Source organism: Rhodococcus sp. NPDC056743 (genome assembly GCF_042790355.1).
Lineage (GTDB): Bacteria > Actinomycetota > Actinomycetes > Mycobacteriales > Mycobacteriaceae > Rhodococcus_F.
The window spans coordinates 371,157-392,375 of the sequence record NZ_JBHTZI010000008.1 but is presented as its reverse complement, the minus strand read 5'-3'; the positions used below and the strand labels follow the sequence as shown (position 1 = coordinate 392,375).

The window sequence follows — 21,219 nt, the reverse complement described above, 5'->3', positions numbered from 1 at the left end:
GTTTTCATGTCAGGAGATCACCATGCCTAAAGGCGTTCCCGATACTGTTCCCGACGACGGCTTGACCACACGCCAGCGTCGTAACGCACCGGTGCTTGCCGTCCACACCGGACCGGGCAAGGGCAAGTCCACCGCCGCGTTCGGGATGGCACTTCGCGCCTGGAACCAGGGATTCGACATCGGCGTCTTCCAGTTCGTGAAGAGCGCAAAGTGGAAGGTCGGCGAAGAAGCCGCGTTCCGCGCACTCGGAAACCTGCACGACGAGAGTGGTGTCGGCGGCCCGGTGCAGTGGCACAAGATGGGAGAGGGCTGGTCCTGGACTCGTAAGGCCGGCAGCGAAGAAGATCACGCCGCTGCAGCAGCGGAGGGATGGCAGGAAATCGCCAGACGCCTCGCCGACGAAACGCACCGCTTCTACGTCCTCGACGAGTTCACCTACCCGCTCAAGTGGGGATGGGTCGACGTCGACGAGGTTGTGCAGACCTTGCGCGATCGACCGGGAAATCAGCATGTGGTGATCACCGGGCGTGACGCGCCGCAGGCGTTGATCGACGCAGCCGACCTGGTGACCGAGATGACCAAGATCAAGCACCCGATGGACGCCGGCCGAAAGGGCCAGCGAGGCATCGAATGGTGAGTTCGTCCACGCCGGCCGTAGTTATCGCCGCACCCGCATCGGGTAGCGGAAAGACCACGGTGGCAACGGGACTGATCGGTGCGCTCCGGCGCTCCGGTAGCAGTGTGGCACCGTTCAAGGTGGGCCCGGATTACATCGACCCCGGCTATCACGGACTCGCGGCGGGAAGGCCAGGACGCAATCTCGACACGGTCCTAGTCGGCGAAGAACGCATCGCCCCGCTCTATCAGCACGGCACCGCCGACTGCGATATCGCCGTGGTCGAAGGCGTCATGGGTCTGTTCGACGGCAAGATCGACGAAGCCAACGCGCAAGCATCGGCGGAAGGGTCGACGGCGCAGGTGGCCGCGGTTCTGGGCGCACCGGTCGTCCTGGTGATCGACGCCCGCGGCCACAGCCAGAGCCTGGCCGCTGTGTTGCACGGATTTGCCACCTACGACTCGAGCGTGCGGATCGGCGGCGTCATCCTCAACCGCGTCGGCAGTGCCCGGCACGAGCAGGTTCTGCGCCACGCGTGCGACAAGGTCGGGATACCGGTACTCGGAGTTGTGCCGCGCCTGGCCGAGTTGGAGGTGCCGTCACGTCACCTGGGGTTGATCCCGGCCGCCGAGCACGGCACCTCGGCAGTCGCCGCGGTGGACGCGATGTCGGAGTTGATCGCAACTCACGTCGACCTCAGCTCCGTGCGCGCTCTAGCCACATCGAATGTTGTTGCACCTGCGTGGAATCCGGTGCAGGAAGTGGGGGAGCGTCCCGGCTCGCGGCCTGTGGTGGCGATGGCGGGCGGACCGGCCTTCACTTTCGGCTACGCCGAACATCGTGAGCTTCTCGCCGCCGCCGGCGCGGACGTTCAGGTGTTCGATCCGCTGCGCGACGAATTGCCCTCCGGTACAGCCGCTTTGGTACTTCCCGGCGGATTTCCGGAGGAGCACGCTGTCGACCTGGCGTCGAACACTGCTCTGCTGGCGCAAGTACGAGAATTGGCTGACGGCGGTGCGCCCATCCACGCCGAGTGCGCCGGACTGCTCTACCTCGCCCGCAGCCTCGACGGTCATGCGATGGCCGGAGTTGTCGGCGTCGACGCGGTTTTCGGTAAACGACTCACACTCGGCTATCGCGAAGCGGTGGCGTTGACTGACTCGAGCCTTTTCGAGGCGGGTTCGCGTGTCGCCGGACACGAATTTCACCGCACCTCTCTCGTCAGTGCCGACGCCGACGGATGCGCGAGCGCGTGGGGTTGGCGACCGTGGGACGGCGGCGCAGTGCGCGAGGGATTTGTTCGCGGCGGAGTTCACGCGTCGTATCTCCACACGCATCCGGCCGGCCGGCCGAGTTCGATTGCCACCTTTGTCGAGGCTGCTCGTGCCTGAGGTATATGTCGGCGTCGGGTTCACGACGTCGACCACCACTGCCGAGATCGTCGACGCCGTGCGAGGCGCCGCGCCGCAGAACTCGACCGTCGTTGGTCTTGCTACTTCCGCCCGGAAAGCCTGCGCCCCGGCGCTGATCGATGCCGCGAAGATCCTGGCAGTCCACGTCACGACGTACACCTCGGAAGAGCTTGCAGCCGTGCCCGTGCCGTCACCGTCATCGCGCGTCCAAAAGGCTGTGGGTACCGCCAGCGTTGCCGAGGCGGCAGCGATCCTGGCATCCGGTCATGGACCTCTGGCGGTGGGTAAGACCTCGACCGGTGCGGTGACCGTCGCCGTGGCCAGTAAAGTTCCCCCAGCGAGCACAGAGATCGACGATGAAATGGAGTGCGAGTGAGCGAGCCCACCGCAGACGAGACCAACTACCTGGTCGGACTCAACCTGACCGATCGACGCGTTGTCGTATTCGGCGGCGGGACGGTCGCTCAGCGCCGCCTCGGCCTGCTGGTCGCGTCGGGCGCAGCAGTTCACGTGATCAGTCGTGAGGTCACGCCGGCAGTCGAGGGCATGGCAACGGCGGGGCAGATCACAGTCGAGCTGCGTCCGTACCAGGACGGTGACCTCGAGGGCGCCTGGTACGCCATCGCGTCGACCGACGAGCCGGAGACCAACGCGGCAATCGTCGCGGAGGCCGAGCATCGTCGCATCTTCTGTGTGCGCGCCGACAACGCCAAGTACGGCACCGCCGTCACACCCGCCAGCGCCGAGTACGACGGTATGAGCATCGGCATCCTGGCCGGCGGCGATCATCGTCGTTCGGCAGCCGTCCGTACCGCCGTGGTCGAAGGACTGCAGTCCGGTGTCCTCGCGGATACAGCCGAACCGGCAGCGCCCGGCGTGGCACTGGTCGGCGGTGGCCCCGGCGACCCGGATCTGATCACCGTGCGCGGTCGACGATTGCTGGCCCGCGCCGACGTTGTTGTTGCCGATCGCCTGGCGCCGCCGGAGTTGCTGGCCGAGCTCGGACCCGACGTCGAGGTCATCGACGCCGCGAAGATTCCGTACGGCCGGGCGATGGCACAGGAAGCCATCAACGCCGCGCTGATCGACAACGCGAAGGCCGGAAAGTTTGTCGTGCGGCTCAAGGGCGGCGACCCCTACGTCTTCGGCCGCGGCTACGAAGAACTCGAGGCATGTGCCGCAGCGGGTGTGCCGGTGACGGTAGTGCCCGGAATCACGAGCGCGATTTCCGTGCCGTCGGCGGCCGGTATTCCCGTCACGCACCGCGGCGTCACCCACGAGTTTGTCGTCGTGAGTGGGCACGTTGCTCCCGATCATCCGGATTCGCTGGTCGACTGGTCGGCTTTGGCGAAGCTGCGCGGCACGATCGTGCTGCTCATGGCGGTCGAACGCATTGATCAGTTCGCGGCTGCACTCATCGAAGGTGGGCGCGCCGCGAGCACTCCGGTCACTGTGATCCAGGAAGGCACACTGCGTACGCAACGTGAGGTGCGGGCGGATCTGGCGACAGTTGCTCAGCGCGTCAAGGACGAAGAGATCAAGCCTCCGGCGATCATCGTGATCGGACCGGTGGCGGGCTTTTCCGTCAACGCTGGGTAACGTGAAGTCTTGTGTCTGATTCCCCAAAATCTGAAACCGCTCAGTCCGCGGCCCCAGCGGTCAATGCTCCGGTAGCGACCCGAGTCATCGGACTCGCCATTATCGTCCTGAGCGGTTTGCAGATGATGGTGGTGCTCGACGGCACCGTCGCCAACCTTGCGCTCGCGCCACTGCAAGCTGATCTCGGGCTCAGTGACAGCGGCCGAAACTGGGTGCTGACGTCGTATGCCCTGGCGTTCGGCGGGCTCATGTTGCTCGGTGGCCGACTCGGTGACGCGTACGGCCGCAAGAAGATGTTCATCGCGGGCGTTTCGCTGTTCACCGTCGCGTCGCTGCTGTGCGGTCTGGCGCTCAACGAGGGCATGCTGATCGCGGCGCGGGCGCTGCAAGGAGTTGGTGCGGCCGTCGCATCGCCGACGGCCTTTGCCCTCGTTGCCACGACGTTTGCGGCCGGACCGGCGAGGAATCAGGCCATCGCAATTTTTGCCGCGATGACGGGCGTCGGATCGATCGCCGGACTGATCATCGGTGGTGCGCTCACCGAGGTGTCCTGGCGATTGATCTTCCTCATCAACGTTCCGATCGGAATCGTGCTCGTCGGTATGGCATTTCGAGCATTGCGCGAAACAACGCAGACTCGACTCGCTCTGGATGTGCCCGGCGCGATTCTTGCCACGCTCGGCTGCACCGGAATTGTTTTTGCATTGACCGAAGGCCCGGAAATGGGATGGGGGAGCGTCGCCGTTATCGGTGCGTTGGTTGCCGGACTGATCGCTCTCGGAGCGTTTCTGTTCGTGGAACGCACCGCCCGGAATCCGTTGCTCCCGTTCTCGTTGTTCGCCGACCGGAACCGCGTTGCGACCTTCCTGGCGATCTTCTTCGTCGGTGGCGCGATGTTCAGCATGACTGCGTTTGTTGCGCTCTTCGTGCAGGACATCATGGAGTACTCGCCGCTGCGCGCAGGTTTGGCGTTCATCCCGTTTGCCATCGGTTTGGGCGCGGCAGCAACGGTCGCGTCGAAGCTGGCGGTGCGTGTTCAACCCCGGTGGCTCGTGCTGACCGGTGTGCTGATCATGATCGTCGGACTTCTCTACGGCTCCACCCTCGACTCCAGTTCCACGTACCTTGCCAATCTTTTTGTCCCCGTCATCGGCATCGGATTCGGTATCGGACTGGCGATGGTGCCGCTGCCGCTGTGCGCGATCGCCGGCGTTCCCGAGACGGAGATCGGCCCGTTGACGGCCATCTCCCAAGTTGCGCAGACGCTCGGCGGCCCGCTCGCGCTGTCGGTCATCGGCGCGATGGCGACGTCGAAAACTCTCTCGCTCGGCGGCATTTCGGGTAAGGCAGCCGATATGAATCCGACCCAGTTGATCGCCCTCGGCGAGGGATACACCTTTGCTCTTGTCGGCTGCGCGATCTGCGCGGTTCTCGCCGGCATTGCGGCCGTGTGCATCAGATTCACCCCCGCCCAGGTTGCCCAGGCGCAGGCTGCGGAGAAGGCAGCTCAGGGAATCAGCTGATCAGCCCTGTTTTTGTGCGTCGCGTCTGGATACGATCTAACTGAGGGCCGAGCTTCCCGACGGATCGGAGTGCCGTGATGCGGATCGCGGATATCTTGCGCAACAAGGGCAACAGCATCGTCACCATCAACGCTCATACCACCGTCAACGCGTTGCTGTGCGATCTTGCCCGTCACAACATCGGCGCCATGGTCGTCCTCGACGGTGACGCTGTTGTCGGAATCATCTCCGAGCGCGATGTCGTGCGGCGCTTGCACGAGCGGGGTCCTGAACTGCTGGCGATCGAAGTGTCCGAGGTAATGACAGCGCTGATGTACACGTGCGTGCCGGCTGATTCCGTGGACAGCATTGCCGCGATCATGACCGAGCGCCGCATCCGACACTTACCGGTCATCGAAGACGGCGAGCTGCTCGGGATCGTCAGCATCGGCGACGTGGTCAAGAGCCGGATCGACGAGTTGCAGAGCGAGCGCGATCACCTCGAGTCGTACATCGACCAGGGCTGATCGAGGGGTTGTCTCACGGTGACTACTCTCGTGTGATGGCTGCAATCCAGGATTCCACAGCAGGCGCGGACGCTCCCGTGGCCGGCCTCGAGAGCACTTTCGCTGACGAGCTTGGCGCTTTGACGGTGCCGTGGCAAGGTGCCGCTGCGCCTGATCCGCAGTTGCTCGTCGTGAACGAGCCGCTGGCTGCGTCGTTGCAGTTGGACGTAGAAGCTCTGCGAAGTGTGGACGGGGTTGGCGTCCTGTCCGGGTCGACGGTGCCGGTCGGGGCCACACCGGTGGCGATGGCGTATGCGGGTCATCAGTTCGGTGGATACGCACCGATTCTCGGGGACGGTCGGGCATTGTTGCTCGGTGAACTCCTGACCAGCGACGGTCGGCGAGTAGATCTGCATCTCAAGGGCTCGGGGCGCACGCCGTTCTCGCGGGGCGGTGACGGGTATGCGGTTGTCGGGCCGATGCTGCGCGAATACCTGGTCAGTGAGGCGATGTATGCGCTCGGTATCCCCACTACGCGCGCGCTGTCGGTGGTGGCGACGGGTCGGCCCGTTCGCCGCAGCGGCGCCGAACCCGGCGCCGTGCTCGCACGGGTCGCATCCAGTCACCTTCGAGTGGGGACCTTCGAGTTCGCGGCGAGGCAAGGCGAGATCTTGCAGCCGCTCGCCGACTACGCGATCGCCCGCCACTACCCGGAGTTGACCGAACTGCCCGCAACGGGGGCGATCAATCGCTACCGGAGGTTCTTCGAGGCGGTGGTCGAGGCGCAGGCGTCACTGGTGGCGAGGTGGATGCTCACCGGATTTGTGCACGGGGTGATGAACACCGACAACACGACCATCTCGGGGGAGACCATCGATTACGGTCCCTGCGCCTTCCTCGACGCATTCGATCCGTCGGCAGTGTTCAGCTCGATCGACGGCGGCGGCCGCTATGCGTTCGGCAATCAGCCCACTGCCGCGAAGTGGAATCTGGCGCGCTTCGCGGAAACACTGTTGACGCTGATCGATTCCACACCCGACGATGCGATTTCCGTGGCGTCGGCAATTCTCGACACCTTCGATGAGCACTACGAGGGCCACTATGCGGCCGGTATGGCGGCAAAGCTCGGTTTGGTCCATCCGATCGTCGATCGAGGGCTTGTCGACGATCTGCTGACGTTGTTGGCGGAACACGGTGCCGATTGGACGGGCAGCTTCCGTGCTCTCGCGGACGAACTGCGCGGAAATTCGGCGCCCCTCGACGACCTCGTGCCACGGGAGCACATTGCGCCTTGGTTGCAGCGGTGGCACGGCTCTCTGACGGAACAGGGACGCGAGGCCGTGGAGACCGCGAGCGCGATGGACCGCGTCAACCCGCTCTACATTCCGCGTAATCATCAGCTCGATGCCGCCCTGCGTGCCGCGACTGACGGTGACCTCGTTCCCTTCGAGAAGCTGTTGGAGGTAGTCACGCATCCGTTCGACCGACGCGAGGAGTGGTCCGACTACACCGAGGCGGCCCCGGAGTCTTTCAGTGAAACATTCCAAACCTTCTGTGGCACTTGATCGCGGGAGCTGTCAATCCGTCAGGATGATCAATTCGCGCTCCGACGCGATTTCCACGCGCAGGCCCGCCTTCGACGCCACTCGGGCGACTCCCTTGATGTCGCTCGGTTCGGCGCGTGAGACCACGAGCGCCCGCGCCAGCAGACCCTTGTGGTGTTTGTTGAAGTGACTGACCACCGTGCGGGTTCCGTCGGGCTTCTCGGTGAGGACCGTTGCGATCAGCGCGTCCGGAACGGGTCCGAGGTCTTGGTAGGTTCCGGATCGCAAGTCGATGACAAGTCCGTCGGCCTCGGCGGCCAACGCCTTCGGCAGTTCCGGCTTCCACAGTGAGCGCAGCGTCCCCATCCCGGGCAGCTTGGACCCGCCGGAGAGGCGGTAGGCGGGAATCAGATCACCGGCGCGGACCGCACCGAAGAGAGCGGAACCGATCGCGATCCGATCCAGTGCCTTGGCCTTCTGAGCACGCGTGAACGACTTCGCGTCAAGGGCGTCGAACAGCACGCCGGTGTATCGCTGAAGCGCGGGGCGGGTTGCCGAGACCCACAGTTTGGCGTTGCGTTCCACCTCGTCCGCCTGGGTTGGTCCGAGCCCCAGAGCCTGGCACGAGGCGTCGACGTCGGCGGCCAGATCGACAAGCGTCTGCACCAGCAATTCGCGCGTTTCGGTCAACTGGGGCATCGACAGTTCAGCCAGATCGAGGGGCGCATCCTTGCCGCCGTCGGACTTGGTTTCTGAGGGAGGCAGCAATACAAGCACCCCGATACCGTACCGACGCCCGTCCGAGGTACAGCGCCGACTATCCTTGTACCTCGTGATTACCCGTCTGTCCCACCTGTTCCTGCGTACCCTGCGTGACGATCCCTCGGACGCCGAAGTTGCCAGCCACAAACTGCTGGTTCGCGCCGGCTACGTGCGCCGTATCGCTCCAGGCGTCTACTCGTGGTTGCCGCTGGGATTGCGGGTGCTGCGCGAGGTAGAGCGCGTTGTCCGTGAAGAAATGAATGCCATTGGCGGACAGGAAATCCTGCTGCCTGCTCTGCTGCCGCGCGACCCCTACGAAGCGTCGAACCGTTGGACCGAGTACGGTCCCAACTTGTTCCGTCTCAAGGACCGCAAGGGCAACGACTACATGCTCGGCCCGACCCACGAGGAGCTCTTTGCTCTGACCGTCAAGGGTGAGTACAACTCGTACAAGGACTTCCCGGTCACCCTCTACCAGGTGCAGACCAAGTACCGCGACGAAGAGCGTCCGCGTGCCGGCATTCTGCGCGGCCGCGAGTTCCTCATGAAGGATTCGTACTCCTTCGACCTCACCGACGAGGGACTGACGGCGTCGTACCAGGCGCACCGCGACGCGTACGAGAAGATCTTCACGCGTTTGGGCGTCAAGTACGTCATCGTCTCGGCCACCTCTGGCGCAATGGGCGGCAGTGCATCCGAAGAGTTCCTCGCCGAGAGCGAGATCGGCGAAGACACCTACGTCCGCTGCCTCGAATCCGGCTACGCAGCCAATGTCGAGGCCGTCAAGACGGTCGTTCCCGACGCGATTCCGTTCGACGGCCTGCCCGAGGCCAAGGTCTACGACACCGCGAACACGCCCACCATCGACACCCTGGTGGACTGGGCGAACGGTGCCGACCTGGGTCGCACGATCAGCGCTGCCGACACCCTCAAGAACATCATGGTCAAGACCCGTCTGCCCGGTGGTGAATGGGAACTCCTCGGCATCGGCATCCCCGGCGACCGTGAGGTCGACGAGAAGCGGCTCGAAGCTTCACTCGAGCCTGCCGAGTTCGTCATGATCACGGAGACCGACTTCGCGAACAACCCGTTCCTGGCCAAGGGCTACATCGGACCGAAGGCTCTGCAGGCCAACGGTGTTCGCTACCTCGTCGATCCGCGCGTCGTCGACGGCACCAGCTGGATTACCGGCGCCGACGAAGACGGCAAGCACGTTGTCGGCCTCGTTGCCGGTCGCGATTTCACGCCAGACGGAACCATCGAAGCTGCCGAGGTTCGCGACGGCGACGCGTCCCCGGACGGAGCCGGCACGCTGGTCTCCGCCCGCGGTATCGAAATCGGTCACGTCTTCCAGCTCGGACGCAAGTACACCGACGTGTTCGACGTGAACGTCCTCGCCGAGAACGGCAAGCCGGTTCGCCCGACCATGGGTTCGTACGGCGTCGGCGTCTCGCGCCTCGTTGCCGTCATCGCCGAGCAGCATCACGACGAGAAGGGTCTGCGCTGGCCCGCCGAGGTCTCACCGGCCGACGTCTACCTCGTCATTGCAAACAAGGACGAGACCGCTCGCGAAGGCGCCGAAGGCCTCGCAGCGCAGCTCGACCGCGCCGGACTCGAAGTCATCCTCGACGACCGCAAGGCATCGCCGGGAGTGAAGTTCAAGGACTCCGAGCTGATCGGTGTTCCGTTGATCGTTGTGGTCGGCCGTGGTTGGGCTGACGGCAAGGTCGAAATCCGCGACCGTTTCACCGGCGAAAGCCGCGAAATCGACGCCGATTCGGCAATCGAGGAGATCATCGCCGCAGTTCGCGGCTGATCCGAAAGATGTGCGGGCCGCCGCAGACACCATTCGAGGTGTCTGCGGCGGCCCTTCTTTTCTGCCACAATCGTGGCTATGGAACGCGAACCGGATTGGGCAGAAGTCGACGGTTACCTTGTCTCCACGTTGGTAGGTGAAGATCCGGTCCTCGACGCGGCACTCGCCGCCAATACTGCGGCCGGTTTGCCGCCTATCGACGTAGCGCCGAACCAAGGCAAACTCCTGCATCTTTATGCTCGAATGTGCTTGGCGCGCAACGTTCTCGAAATCGGAACTCTGGGCGGCTACAGCACCATCTGGCTGGCCCGCGCGGTCGGACCGTCCGGCCGCGTCATCAGTCTGGAATTCGAGCCGGCACACGCCGAGGTCGCGCGCGCCAACATCGAACGCGCCGGACTTGCCGATCGGGTCGACATCCGCGTCGGCGCTGCCCTCGACAGCTTGCCGCTGATCGCGAAGGAAGAACTCGGGCCGTTCGACCTGGTGTTCATCGACGCTGACAAGGAAAACAACAGCGAATACGTGCGATGGGCGTTAGCGCTGTCTCACCCGGGCACTGTCATCGTCGTCGACAACGTCGTCCGTGGAGGACACGTCTCGAATCCTGACATCGACGACGAGCGGGTCAAGGCCAGTCGTGCCGTTCTCGAGATGATCGCGGCTGAACCGCGACTCGACGGCACCGCGATCCAGACCGTCGGATCGAAGGGGTGGGACGGGTTCGCCGTTGCAGTAGTCAACGAGTGAGCGCACACTCGAAGCGGTGAGGATGCTGGGGGCAGCGAAGACGGTATGGCTGTGGGTGCGGAGCGCGCCGGGCACGTATATCTGGCTGTTGGCCCTTCTCTTCACCACGTTGTTCCTGCGGCACCTCCCGGACAATGTTCAGGAACACTTTCTCGGCAGACGTTCGACTAACTTGCATCATCTTTCCGAAGATCCGATCCGCGTTCTGTTTTCCAGCGCGTTCTGGCTCGAAGGTGGTGGCTGGCTGGGATATCTCGTTCTGTTCACGATTTTTCATGCCACCGCAGAGCGGTGGCTCGGGACGTGGCGGTGGTTGTGCGTTGTGGTCATCGCTCACGTCGGCGCCACCTACATCAGTGAAGGTGTTCTCTACGAAGGTATTCGGCACGGATATGTTGCGCAGTCGGCCGTCAACACCCTCGATGTCGGTGTCAGCTACGGGTTGGCTGGTGTTGTCGGCGTTCTGGTCTATCTGATTGCCAAGCCGTGGCGATACGTCTACATCACGGGGGCGCTGGTTTTCTATGCTGTGCCCTTGATCTTTGCCACCACGTTCACGGCGGTCGGGCATATGTCCGCACTGCTGCTCGGTGTGGCGTGTTATCCGCTGACGCGTGCTCGGGCCGGGGTGTGGAATCCCGCGGATCTATGGCAGTCGCGCAGAACCGCACCGGCTTCGTGAACCCTTCCCAACCTAAGTTACTCGCTGGTAGGTTTACGGTATCGACGAAAGGTATGACGTGTCTGACACCGACGGATTGCTGTTCAACCCCCACACCGAAGATTTTGCCCGATTCGATCCCGAGACCCGCAGGCTGCTGCTGGCAACAGTCGAGTGGTTCGAAAACCGCGGCAAGAAGCAGCTCCTGCAGGACGACCTCGACGCTGTCTGGGTGTCGGACTTCCTCGACTTCGTCAAGAAGGAGAAGTTGTTCTCGACATTCCAGACTCCGGCTGCTTTTGCCGACGGCGACGAGAACCGTCGCTGGGACGGTTCCCGCAACGCCGCACTGAGTGAAATCTTCGGCTTTTACGGACTGGCGTACTGGTACGCGTGGCAGGTCACGATTCTCGGACTCGGACCGATCTGGATGAGCGAGAACGAGGCCGCAAAAAAGCGTGCCGCGCAGGAACTCGCCGACGGTGGAGTCATGGCATTCGGACTCTCCGAGCGTGACCACGGCGCCGACGTCTACTCCACAGGCATGCTCCTGACCCCGGCAGACGGCGATGTTGCCTTCCGGGCCAGCGGCGAGAAGTACTACATCGGCAACGGCAACGTCGCCGGCATGGTGTCGGTATTCGGTCGTCGCACGGACGTCGACGGTCCCGAGGGGTATGTGTTCTTCGTCGCGGACAGCGCGCACCCGAACTACCACCTCGTCGACAATGTCCTCCGAGGTCAGATGTATGTCAGCAACTTCCGGCTGGAGGACTACCCGGTCCGTGAGGAAGACATCCTGCACACCGGTGTCGCGGCGTTCGAGGCAGCGCTCAACACCGTGAACGTCGGAAAGTTCAACCTCTGCACCGGTTCGATCGGGATCAGCGAACACGCGTTTTTCGAGGCAATCACTCACGCGCAGAACCGGATTCTGTACGGAAATCCCGTCACCGATTTCGCTCACGTCCGCGCGGCATTTGTCGACGCGTACTCCCGACTGGTTGCGATGAAGCAGTTCAGTGCGCGGGCCGTCGACTACTTCCGCAGTGCGAGTCTCGACGACCGTCGCTACCTGCTGTTCAACCCCATGACCAAAGCGAAGGTCACCTCCGAAGGCGAGCGCGTTGTCGGACTCTTGCACGACGTGATCGCTGCCAAGGGCTACGAGAAGTCCACGTACTTCCGGGAGGCCGCGCAAGTGATCGGCACATTGCCCAAGCTCGAAGGCACCGTTCACGTCAATGTGGGCTTGATCCTCAAGTTCCTGCCCAACTATCTCTTCAATCCGGCGCAGTTCCCCGAAATCGCCACGCGAGACGACGCCGCCGACGACGAGTTCTTCTGGAATCAGGGACCGACTCGAGGCGCGGCGAAGATCAGATTCCACGAATGGAAGCCGGTGTACGAGAAGCACTCCGGAATTCCGAATGTCGCACGCTTCTACGAGCAGGCTATCGCGTTGACCGAACTGCTGACATCCGCAGCGCCGGATGCGGCGCAACAAAAGGATCTCGACTTCATGCTCAACGTCGGGCATCTGTTCTCGCTCGTCGTGTACGGGCATCTGATCCTCGAGCAGGCCGAGATCACCGGACTCGACACCGACGTCGTGGATCAGATCTTCGACTTCCAGATTCGCGACTTCTCCGGCTATGCGATTGCGCTGCACGGAAAACCGTCGTCGACGCCCGAGCAGCAGGCCTGGGCGCTGGCAGCCGTGCGCAAACCCGTCGTCGACGGTGAGCGCTTCGATCGCGTGTGGCAGCAGGTCAAGGCCTACGACGGCGCCTACGAGATGCGCGCATGAGCGCGTTGGCAACCCGCGATCAGTTGATGGCGGTGGTCGAGGGATCTCCCAAAGCTGTGGGTGCACATGATCGTTCGGCGTGGGTGTCGCTGTTCAGCTCCGAAGGTCAGGTCAATGATCCTGTTGGTTCGCGCCCGCACAACGGGCGGGCATCGATCGAGCGCTTCTACGACACGTTCATTGCTCCGAACACCATCACGTTCCATGTCGAGCGCGACATCGTGTGCGGCCGAACAGTGTGGCGCGATCTCAGTCTCGCTACCGAAATGTCGACCGGCGTAGTACTGAACGTGCCGATGCATCTGCGCTACGACCTGGTCGGCGAGCCGGATTCGTTACAGATCGGAACCCTGTACGCCCATTGGGAATTGGCAACCATGTTGAGTCAGCTTTCCACTGCGGGCGCGGCTGGCGTCAAGGCGGCGGTCAAACTGACGCCGCAGTTGCTCTCCAATCAGGGGATCGGGGGAGCGCTCGGATTCTCACGCGGCATCCTCGGCGTCGGGTCCAAGGGCAAGCTGGCAGCGACACGATTCCTCGACGCCGCGAAAGTCGGTCGGATTCCGCCGGTTCCGGTCGAACTTCCGGCGGGGACGCACCTGTCCACCGCTGACGCCAACGACCTTCTGGTCGGGGTGAGCCGGGGCAAGGTCCTCGCTGCCGGCCGTACCGTCACGGCAAGCGTCGTCGTGTGCGGTGAACCGGCTATCGCACTCTTCGGATTCGAGCCCTTGGGGCATCGGATCAACCGCGTGCGGTTCTTCACCGAGAGCTGAAGCGATTGGCTCGGCGCACTGCGATTGTGCGCCGAGCCTGCGTCGCTGGTCTTTAGAGAGTGCCGAGGTCGGCGGACAACCAGGTGTGCGGATTCATGTAGATCGCGACCTGCTCGCCCAGTTGGGAGCGAGCAAAGTCGAGATATCCGTCAACCTTGTCCGGGGTCAAGTATCGCCGCGACACTTCGACCAGCATCTCGTCGGTCCCTGGCACGATTTTCTCCACGGATCCTTCGACGCTCACGTAGCGGATGGTCGGCTCGAGTTGTTGCGCCATGAGCGAGAAGTGCCCAGCAGACTCAATGAGCTGGGCCTTTTTCGATCCTTTTCCGGTGAGAACCCAGGGACTGCCACCTGGTGAATAGAGATACCAAATCGGGACCGTCAACGGGCCGCGCTCGGAGCTGTTCGCCACCGACAGTGCTGCTACGTGCGGTTCGGCCAGAAACTGTTCACGCTCATTTTCGGAGAGTGCCATCACCCGACACTACAGCGGTATTCGCCAGCCTGGCCAGAGTTGCGGCTTCCTCATCGTGGGACGAGTTGATCGGCCAGGATCCGGGCGGCTTCCTCGAAACGATCCGGATGCGAGCCGCCGAAGTTCAGTCGAATATAGGCGGCGGTAGGTTCGGCTGGAAACCACTCGGCCCCAGGGGAAATCGAGAGGCCTTGCGAAAGGCACCGAGTTGCCAAACCTTCGGGATCGGAACCGTCCGGCATACGCAGCCATAAGTTCAGTCCACCGGCAGGCATATGGGTGAGCGTGAGTTCCGTTGCATGAGTGTCCAATTCGCGAATCAGGCGGTCTCGCCGTTCGCGGAGTAGTTCGCGAACGGTTCGCCGATGAGATATCCACGAAGGTTGGGTGAGGACGTCGACCGCTGCTGCTTGCAGAATTCCGGAGACGTACAGATCGTCGATGGTGCGATCGGTCTCGATTCGCCGTCGCGACGGACCGCGTGCAACAACGGCCGCGACCCGCAGCGCCGGCGACGTGCTCTTGGTGAGCGACCGGACATAGACCACGTGACCGTCGGGGTCGTTCGCAGCCAGGGGAGTGACGTCGGCGTCGATTCCGAAATCGTGTGCCCAATCGTCCTCGATCACAAACACACCGTGATCGCGAACAACCTTCATGATCGACTGCCGCTCTGTATCCGACCACTGCGCTCCGGTGGGGTTGGCAAAATGCGGTTGCGCATAGAACAAGCGCGCCCCGGAGAGTTCGAACGCGGTGGCAAGGTCATCCGGATCCGGCGCGTTGGTCCCGCGGGCGACGGGCACAACGGTCAACCCGGCTTGCTTGGCGGCGGCGATAGCACCCCAATACGTGGGTGACTCCATCACGATGGCATCACCGGGACCTGCCAGCGCCCGGAATGTCGAAGACAACGCGCTCTGTCCGCCCGGTGTGATCAGGACGTCGGAATCACGAACTGTGGTAGCGCCACCGGCAGTGAGCTCGTGGGCAAACCACTCGCGGAGTTCTCCGAGCCCGGCGGCGTGCGGTCGGCGCGCTGCATGAGAGCTCCGCGCAGCCCTCGACAGTGCTCCGCGGATCTGCCGAAGGGGAAGCAGTTCGTCCGCGGGGTAGCCGCTGTGCAGCGAGATCGTGTCTGCCGTGACCGTCAGCATGCTCGATCCGATGGGGTTGGCGTCGACGCGGCTCGGTCCGAGACTCGTTGTCTGCCAAGAATAGTCGGATACCTGAGGTGTGCGTGCGCGAGCAACGAAATTCCCCGAACCTGGCCGAGTCTCGACAAGGCCTTCGCTGACAAGTTGGCGGATTGCGTGCTGGACGGTGACGGGCCCGACGCCGTGAGTTGCTGCCAGCGTCCGGGTGGACGGGAGTTGCATTCCGGCGGACGACGACGTGATCAGTGTGCGCAGGCCGTCGACAACCCGTCGACTACTGCTATCGTGGGACATGAATGACAATAGTAGCGCTATCGCGAAGGAATCGGCACCGCTATCGGGTCTGTGGTGGGGGCTCCTGGGAGTTCTGGCGTTTTCGTTCACAGTTCCACTGACCAGAATCGCCGTCGGCGACCTCGACCCGATCTTCATCGGCGCGGGCCGCGCAGTAGTAGCAGGAGCCTTGGCGGCGATGATTCTGCTGGCAACACGCGCCGCCATCCCCAGCGTTCGGCAGTGGGCACGCATTGCGCTCGTGACCGCCGGAGTGGTCCTCGGATTTCCCTTGTTCACCACCTTCGCCTTGCAGACGTCACCCGCAAGTCATGCTGCCGTCGTGATCGGGCTACTGCCGGCCGTCACGGCCGTGTTTGCCGTCGTTCGCGGTAAGGAGCGGCCGAGCAAGGGATTTTGGTGGGCGAGCGGCGCCGGCGCGATGTCGGTCGCAGTGTTCGTCGCCTTCGCGAACGGCGGGCTCGGATCGTTTCATCTCGCGGACCTTCTGCTTGTCGGGGCAGTGATCTGCGCTGCGCTCGGGTACTCCGAGGGAGCTTTGTTGGCCCGCGAAATCGGTTCGTGGCAGACAATCGCCTGGGCGCTGATTCTCGGACTGCCCGTCACTGCCACCATGAGCGTTGTGTCGATGGTGAATACGCCTGTTCACGCTGACGCCAGTTCGTGGCTTGCGTTTGCCTACCTGGGTGTCATCAGCATGTTCCTCGGCTTCTTCCCCTGGTATCGCGGACTTGCCATGGGGCCGATCTCCACAGTGAGTCAGACGCAGTTGGTTCAACCGGTTCTCAGCATCGCGTGGTCGGCATTGATCCTGGGCGAGGCATTGTCGATGTCCATCGTCGCCGGCGGAATTGTGGTCATCGGTTGTGCGTGGCTTGCGCTCAAGGCGCGCGTAGCGGCGCCGCGTGTTGACAGTGCGCGCGTAGCGGCGCCGCGTGTTGACGGTGCCGCTACGGCGTCGGGTCTTGGCGGCTCAGAAGAGCGGGCCGCCGCCGAATGCAGCACGATGTGAGGCCGGCTGTTTGCCGTTGGCGTCGGTGATTCCGTAGTCGAGCGCAGTCTCTGCTGTGATCAGAGTGTGCCCGTTGCGGGAGTTGACCTCCGGATCGTTGGCTAGTGCCGTGATGACCTGGCCGACGAATTCCGGAGTTTCCGCCTCCGCCAAGGAGAAGCCCTCGAAGCTCTCCATTCCGCTGGCCTCCATCCGCTCGTTGCGAATCAGGCCGAGCCAGAAGGACAATGCGGTGACGCCGGTTCCCTTGAGTTCGACTGCCATGTCCGCGGCCATCTTGTCGAGGCCGGTCTTCGACATCCCGTACAGCACCGAATGCAGGTAGCCGCGGCTGCCGAATGACGAGATATTGCCGATGACACCGCTTCCGCGCGGAACCATCAACTTGGCTGCTTCCACGGACGCGACGTAATGCGCACGCAGACCGATTCCGATCAGCGAGTCCCAGTCGGCGACGGGGCGTTTCCAGAACGGATCCGTGAACCCTGCGTAGCCGGCGGGGTTGGCCCACACGTTGTTGACGAGGAGATCGAGGCGTCCGGACTGCTCGTCGGCAATGCGGGCAAAGAGGTCAACGATCTGCTGATCATCGCCGTGATCACACTGAACGGCGATGCCTCGGCCACCACGCTCGGTGATCTCCGCAGCCGCCGCGTCGAGAGGGCTGTCGGTGCCGACTTCGCCGCGCGCGGTCACGTACACGGTCCAGCCGTCGCTGCCCAGCGCCAATGCGATTCCTTTGCCGACACTGCGACTCGCGCCGGTTACCAGTGCGACTTTTGATTCACTCATCGTTCACTCCCCACCGATCGACTCCCCACCGATCCCTCGGCGAGGACCGCCTCAGCCGGCAAGGGGGTGGTCATCGACCATGTCTCCGTGAAATGGCAGCGGCTCATCTTCCACTCTCCGTCTTCGAGCACATACGCGTCGTCGTATTCGCCCGTCATCAGTTTCTGAGTGCGAGCGACCGTGTCGATCTGGCGGAACTGCAGCGTCCACCGGCCGAGTGCGGAAGTCTCCGAAATTATTTCGATATCCGGGTGAAGTCCGTGGTGCATGTCGAGTACCGCGTAGTTGCCGTCGACTTTGCGGAGGGCGACGGCCGTGAAGATGTCGGCCATCGGGCCCGCGTCGTCGAACGCCCCCAATTGGCCGTAGTCGATGGACGCGCCGCTCTTGATGAAACTGTTGCGGAACGCGACCGGGTCCTTGGCATCACAGGCGCGCCAGTAGTTGTACTTGAGCTTTTTGATCTCTTCGATCTGCTCGAGGGCGTCGATGCGTTGTGCAAGATCCAACGTCGGTCCTTTTCGTCTGGTTTTCCGTGATGTGTCGGAACATGACTCTATGGTGCGCTCCATCACACATGTGACGTAAATCCCAGTGGCCGGTCAGGTTTCCGAGTCGGATGTCGGCGCGGTTGCCGAGAGCGTCGTTGCGGCTGACTCGCTGAAGACGCTGGCGCACAGTTCTCCCAGCGCGGGATCCTCGTCGAGGTGTTCCGGTGCTTTCATCGCGAGCAGGTTGTTGATGAGCATGCCGTTGGCGATGAACATTCGAGCCTGCTCAGGGGTGCAGCCGGTCCGATCGCGCACCAGGCTGTAGATCTTCGACATTGCGAATCGTGACACGGTGGCGATGTCGTCTGTGCTGGTGGCGAATCCGTGCAACATGACGAGTAGAAGGTCGCGGTCCAGGATCAGTTCGCCGTATGCGGAACCGAGTTCGGCCCAGAACTCGGGCTTGTCGGGCTCGGCATCGAGTGTCTCCAGCTTTTCTGTGAAGGTTCGGACGATTTCGTCGAGCGCTCGGGCGAACACTGCGCGGAACAACTCTGCCTTCGTTCCGAACATGCGAACGATGTACGGCTGCGAGACGCCGGCTTCCTTCGCGACGGCATCGGTGCTGGTGCCTGAATATCCGCCGCGGGCGAAGGCCCGGGTGGCTGCTTCAAGGACAAGCGCCCGGCGCTGGGGCGCGCTCATCCTTCGTTTGGGTGAGGCGGAATCTTCGCTCGACATGTTGACAGGTTATCAGTTGATAACTTAGCTTCAAATAAGTAATCAACTGATACCTAAGCGAAGGCGTGCAATGACTGTTTTGGCGAATGCCGGTGCCGCATCCGGTTCGGAAGGGACCCGCAGGCGAGCAGTACCAGTCGCGATAGCGATCGTTGCCGCCTCCCTGCCGATGTTCATGGCGACTCTCGACAATCTTGTGATGACCAGCGCATTGCCGGTGATCGAGAAAGATCTGAATGCGTCCGTGAGTCAGCTGCAATGGTTCATGAACGCGTACACGCTTGCATTTGCGACGCTGATGTTGTCGGCGACGACGCTCGGCGATCGCTGGGGCCGTCGGCGCATGTTCGTGGGTGGGATCGGACTGTTCACGGCAGCATCGATCGCCTCCGCGCTGTCGACGTCGGCGGGGCTGTTGATCGCTGCACGCGCCGTTCAGGGCGTCGGCGCCGCTGCCATCATGCCGCTGTCGCTGACTCTGCTGGTGGCTGCAGTTCCGGAAGCCAAGCGCGCCATGGCAATCGGCGTCTGGGGTGGGGTGTCGGGACTTGGTATCGCGATGGGTCCGGTGGTGGGCGGCGCTGTGGTCGACGGCTTCTCGTGGCAAGGGATCTTCTGGATCAACGTGCCGGTGGCTATCGTCGCTGTACCTCTTGCGCTGTATGCACTACGCGAATCGACCGGGCGAACGCAGCCGTTGGACGTCGCCGGTGTTGCGCTGGCCGGACTCGGCGTGTTCCTCGCAGTCTGGGGCATCGTTCACGGCAACGACGACGGTTGGGGCTCTATCGGTGTTGTCGCATCGTTGGTAGGTGCCGTAATTGCCTTGGGACTGTTCGTTGTTCGCGAACGAACCACGTCGCACCCCGTCATGCCGCTGCGTCTGTTCCGATCGAGAAGCTTCTCGATGGCAAACGTGATCGGCTTGACCTTCTCGATCGGCATCTTCGGTGCGGTGTTCCTGCTCTCGCAGTACCTTCAGATCGCAATGGGATTCACCCCGTTCGAAGCCGGGCTGCGGACGCTTCCGTGGACGGCGGCACCGATGGTCTTCGCGCCGCTCGCCGGCTTCCTCGCCCCGAAAGTGGGACTGCGGCCGCTGCTGCTCACCGGCCTCGGTCTGCAGGCCGGCGCGTTGTTCTGGTTGGCGGCTCGCATCGATCCCGACGCCACGTACGCCTCACTCGTCCCCGCACTTCTCATGGCCGGAATAGGCATGGGGCTGACCTTCGCGCCCAACGCAACCGCGGTACTCGTCGACATGGACGCGCCGGATCACGGGACAGCCAGTTCGACCAACGCAACACTGCGCGAGATCGGCGTTGCTTTGGGAATCGCGGTCCTGACAGCCGTGTTCCTGGCTGCCGGTGGAGCGTTGACGCCGCTCGGTTACAGCGAAGCGCTCACGCCCGCCCTACGCGTCGGGGGTTGTTTTGTCCTCGTCGCAGTAGTCGCGGCGTGGTTCGTACCGAGTCGGAAGTAAGTCTGCTGTGCGCCCTTGTTAACCGCCCGCGGTTAATAAAGGCGCACAGCACTATTCGCCGGGAAACGCCGACGTTGCCGGACTTGTCCCGAGCGCGAGATTCCATCCAGCCCCGCGGATCGACGCATCGGTGAGTGCCTCGACCCCGAAAGTACGGAGGTCGTCGGAATCGGCCTGCTCGATCAACGCGCGGTAGGCAGTTGCGGTGTCGGCTTCGATCTGTGCCGCCAACTGCGCCGCCGTGATGGCATCGGTGACCGGGAACGGGATGTCGTAGCCGGCGGCCGCTATCGGGGGAGTGAGGCCCGCGTCGACGGCAATGTCGGACAAAGCGTCCCGGCGAGCCCGGTGGGTTGCCATGTGTGTGGCAACCTCGTTGGCGCGAGCCGGATTGGAAAACGCCGCGACGACGCCGTAAGCGAAGATTGCGGCGTTCTCGGATTCGATGGCGTCCAGCACTGCTGAATCGCTGGTTGTCGATGTGCGCAGAAAGTTCACGGCAGTAGTACCGCCGCCTGTGTGGCGCACGCCGCGCTGATCGAACCGAGCAGTCCGGCGCGATAGCCCGATGCCGTCCGGGCAAGGTCGGCGGCACTGCGAGCAGATTCCGTGAGCGATGTGCGCACGGAGTCGACCCCGGCGGGTGCTGTGGGCGCAGTCGACGACGCTGACGGCGCTGATGTTGTGCCCGCACCCCCGCCGGCTGCTCGCGCGATCTCGGCATCGAGGGCATCGGCGTGAGCGGTGCGCTCTGCGCTGATCGTCGTGAGCGCGGCAACACGTTCCGGTGCGAGGGCGATCGAATTGGTCGCAGCGGCGGCGTCCGCTCGCGCGCGATCAGCCTGCGAGGTCAGCTGGTCGACTTCGACGGCGGCCTGGGCGGAGCCGTTGTCAGTACACGCTGTGGCCGCGAAGGCGATGGCGCCGATCGATGCCGCACCTGCGATCTTCAGCGCACTCCGGCGGGAGTGGGAGGTGGTGGATAGGGGCGTCAGCACTCGTCCATGGTGCCAGGTA

22 protein-coding genes are annotated in these 21,219 nt (G+C 63.3%); 14 read left to right on the top strand and 8 right to left on the bottom strand.

Annotated elements, in window-relative coordinates; translation table 11 throughout:
- Window positions 1-22 precede the first annotated feature (22 nt).
- The 7 genes from cobO (at window position 23) to ACFRFQ_RS20525 (ending at window position 7,200) form a co-directional block, all read left to right on the top strand.
- A complete protein-coding gene (cobO, locus tag ACFRFQ_RS20555; protein WP_033234930.1) occupies window positions 23-637 on the top strand; it encodes a cob(I)yrinic acid a,c-diamide adenosyltransferase in 615 nt (204 codons plus the stop codon).
- Window positions 631-2,007: a cobyrinate a,c-diamide synthase gene (locus tag ACFRFQ_RS20550; protein ID WP_378661478.1), complete on the top strand. Its 1,377-nt coding sequence runs from the start codon at window positions 631-633 to the stop codon at window positions 2,005-2,007. The genes cobO and ACFRFQ_RS20550 overlap by 7 nt, the downstream gene beginning before the upstream one ends.
- Window positions 2,000-2,404: a cobalamin biosynthesis protein gene (locus ACFRFQ_RS20545; RefSeq protein ID WP_378661475.1), complete on the top strand. Its 405-nt coding sequence runs from the start codon at window positions 2,000-2,002 to the stop codon at window positions 2,402-2,404. Before ACFRFQ_RS20550 ends, ACFRFQ_RS20545 begins: the two co-directional genes overlap by 8 nt.
- Window positions 2,401-3,627: a uroporphyrinogen-III C-methyltransferase gene (gene cobA, locus ACFRFQ_RS20540; protein WP_378661472.1), complete on the top strand. Its 1,227-nt coding sequence runs from the start codon at window positions 2,401-2,403 to the stop codon at window positions 3,625-3,627. Before ACFRFQ_RS20545 ends, cobA begins: the two co-directional genes overlap by 4 nt.
- Window positions 3,628-3,638: 11 nt before the next feature.
- The gene (locus ACFRFQ_RS20535; RefSeq protein ID WP_138873101.1) at window positions 3,639-5,150 is read left to right on the top strand and encodes an MFS transporter; all 1,512 of its coding nucleotides are present in this window, start codon (window positions 3,639-3,641) and stop codon (window positions 5,148-5,150) included.
- Window positions 5,151-5,227: 77 nt separating this feature from the next.
- Window positions 5,228-5,656 (top strand): CBS domain-containing protein, encoded by a 429-nt coding sequence (locus tag ACFRFQ_RS20530; protein ID WP_138873102.1) that lies wholly within the window; start codon window positions 5,228-5,230, stop codon window positions 5,654-5,656.
- A gap of 35 nt (window positions 5,657-5,691) precedes the next feature.
- Window positions 5,692-7,200, top strand: coding sequence for a YdiU family protein (locus ACFRFQ_RS20525; RefSeq protein WP_378661468.1), 1,509 nt, complete (start codon window positions 5,692-5,694; stop codon window positions 7,198-7,200).
- Between the two features lie 12 nt (window positions 7,201-7,212).
- On the opposite strand, the gene yaaA is transcribed toward ACFRFQ_RS20525, so the two are convergent.
- Window positions 7,213-7,956, bottom strand: a complete 744-nt coding sequence (gene yaaA / locus ACFRFQ_RS20520; RefSeq protein ID WP_033234924.1) for a peroxide stress protein YaaA — start codon at window positions 7,954-7,956, stop codon at window positions 7,213-7,215.
- Window positions 7,957-8,011: 55 nt separating this feature from the next.
- Here yaaA and ACFRFQ_RS20515 point away from each other — a divergent pair, with 55 nt between their 5' ends.
- The 5 genes from ACFRFQ_RS20515 (at window position 8,012) to ACFRFQ_RS20495 (ending at window position 13,754) form a co-directional block, all read left to right on the top strand.
- A complete protein-coding gene (locus tag ACFRFQ_RS20515) occupies window positions 8,012-9,757 on the top strand; it encodes a proline--tRNA ligase (protein ID WP_378661465.1) in 1,746 nt (581 codons plus the stop codon).
- Between the two features lie 78 nt (window positions 9,758-9,835).
- The gene (locus tag ACFRFQ_RS20510) at window positions 9,836-10,507 is read left to right on the top strand and encodes an O-methyltransferase (protein WP_138873105.1); all 672 of its coding nucleotides are present in this window, start codon (window positions 9,836-9,838) and stop codon (window positions 10,505-10,507) included.
- Between the two features lie 22 nt (window positions 10,508-10,529).
- Window positions 10,530-11,189 carry a rhomboid-like protein gene (locus ACFRFQ_RS20505; protein ID WP_378661608.1) on the top strand — a complete coding sequence of 220 codons (660 nt, stop codon included), beginning with the start codon at window positions 10,530-10,532 and terminating at the stop codon, window positions 11,187-11,189.
- A 58-nt stretch (window positions 11,190-11,247) separates the two neighbouring features.
- Window positions 11,248-12,978, top strand: coding sequence for an acyl-CoA dehydrogenase family protein (locus ACFRFQ_RS20500; protein ID WP_378661461.1), 1,731 nt, complete (start codon window positions 11,248-11,250; stop codon window positions 12,976-12,978).
- Entirely contained in the window at window positions 12,975-13,754 is a 780-nt protein-coding gene (locus tag ACFRFQ_RS20495; protein WP_378661458.1) for a nuclear transport factor 2 family protein, read from the top strand. The genes ACFRFQ_RS20500 and ACFRFQ_RS20495 overlap by 4 nt, the downstream gene beginning before the upstream one ends.
- A 52-nt stretch (window positions 13,755-13,806) precedes the next feature.
- On the opposite strand, the gene ACFRFQ_RS20490 is transcribed toward ACFRFQ_RS20495, so the two are convergent.
- Both ACFRFQ_RS20490 and ACFRFQ_RS20485 read right to left on the bottom strand, forming a co-directional pair.
- Complete coding sequence (locus ACFRFQ_RS20490) at window positions 13,807-14,232, bottom strand: pyridoxamine 5'-phosphate oxidase family protein (protein WP_138873109.1); 426 nt, start codon at window positions 14,230-14,232, stop codon at window positions 13,807-13,809.
- Window positions 14,233-14,282: 50 nt separating this feature from the next.
- Window positions 14,283-15,683 (bottom strand): PLP-dependent aminotransferase family protein, encoded by a 1,401-nt coding sequence (locus ACFRFQ_RS20485; RefSeq protein WP_378661455.1) that lies wholly within the window; start codon window positions 15,681-15,683, stop codon window positions 14,283-14,285.
- Between ACFRFQ_RS20485 and ACFRFQ_RS20480 the strand changes: the two genes are divergently transcribed.
- The gene (locus tag ACFRFQ_RS20480; RefSeq protein ID WP_378661452.1) at window positions 15,682-16,695 is read left to right on the top strand and encodes a DMT family transporter; all 1,014 of its coding nucleotides are present in this window, start codon (window positions 15,682-15,684) and stop codon (window positions 16,693-16,695) included. The genes ACFRFQ_RS20485 and ACFRFQ_RS20480 overlap by 2 nt on opposite strands.
- Here ACFRFQ_RS20480 and ACFRFQ_RS20475 read toward each other — a convergent pair.
- The 3 genes from ACFRFQ_RS20475 to ACFRFQ_RS20465 form a co-directional block, all read right to left on the bottom strand.
- Complete coding sequence (locus ACFRFQ_RS20475; RefSeq protein WP_378661449.1) at window positions 16,657-17,487, bottom strand: SDR family NAD(P)-dependent oxidoreductase; 831 nt, start codon at window positions 17,485-17,487, stop codon at window positions 16,657-16,659. The two genes, ACFRFQ_RS20480 and ACFRFQ_RS20475, sit on opposite strands and share 39 nt — an antisense overlap.
- Window positions 17,484-17,996, bottom strand: a complete 513-nt coding sequence (locus ACFRFQ_RS20470) for a nuclear transport factor 2 family protein (protein WP_378661446.1) — start codon at window positions 17,994-17,996, stop codon at window positions 17,484-17,486. Before ACFRFQ_RS20470 ends, ACFRFQ_RS20475 begins: the two co-directional genes overlap by 4 nt.
- A gap of 93 nt (window positions 17,997-18,089) precedes the next feature.
- A complete protein-coding gene (locus ACFRFQ_RS20465; protein ID WP_378661443.1) occupies window positions 18,090-18,719 on the bottom strand; it encodes a TetR/AcrR family transcriptional regulator in 630 nt (209 codons plus the stop codon).
- 70 nt (window positions 18,720-18,789) lie between these two features.
- On the opposite strand from ACFRFQ_RS20465, the gene ACFRFQ_RS20460 reads away from it, so the two are divergent.
- Window positions 18,790-20,202, top strand: coding sequence for a DHA2 family efflux MFS transporter permease subunit (locus ACFRFQ_RS20460; protein WP_378661440.1), 1,413 nt, complete (start codon window positions 18,790-18,792; stop codon window positions 20,200-20,202).
- Window positions 20,203-20,253: 51 nt separating this feature from the next.
- Here the strand turns inward: ACFRFQ_RS20460 and ACFRFQ_RS20455 are convergent, their stop codons facing one another.
- Together ACFRFQ_RS20455 and ACFRFQ_RS20450 are read right to left on the bottom strand one after the other, a co-directional pair.
- Window positions 20,254-20,691, bottom strand: a complete 438-nt coding sequence (locus ACFRFQ_RS20455) for a ferritin-like domain-containing protein (protein WP_378661605.1) — start codon at window positions 20,689-20,691, stop codon at window positions 20,254-20,256.
- Window positions 20,692-20,696: 5 nt separating this feature from the next.
- A complete protein-coding gene (locus tag ACFRFQ_RS20450; RefSeq protein ID WP_378661437.1) occupies window positions 20,697-21,200 on the bottom strand; it encodes a hypothetical protein in 504 nt (167 codons plus the stop codon).
- Window positions 21,201-21,219: the final 19 nt, after the last annotated feature.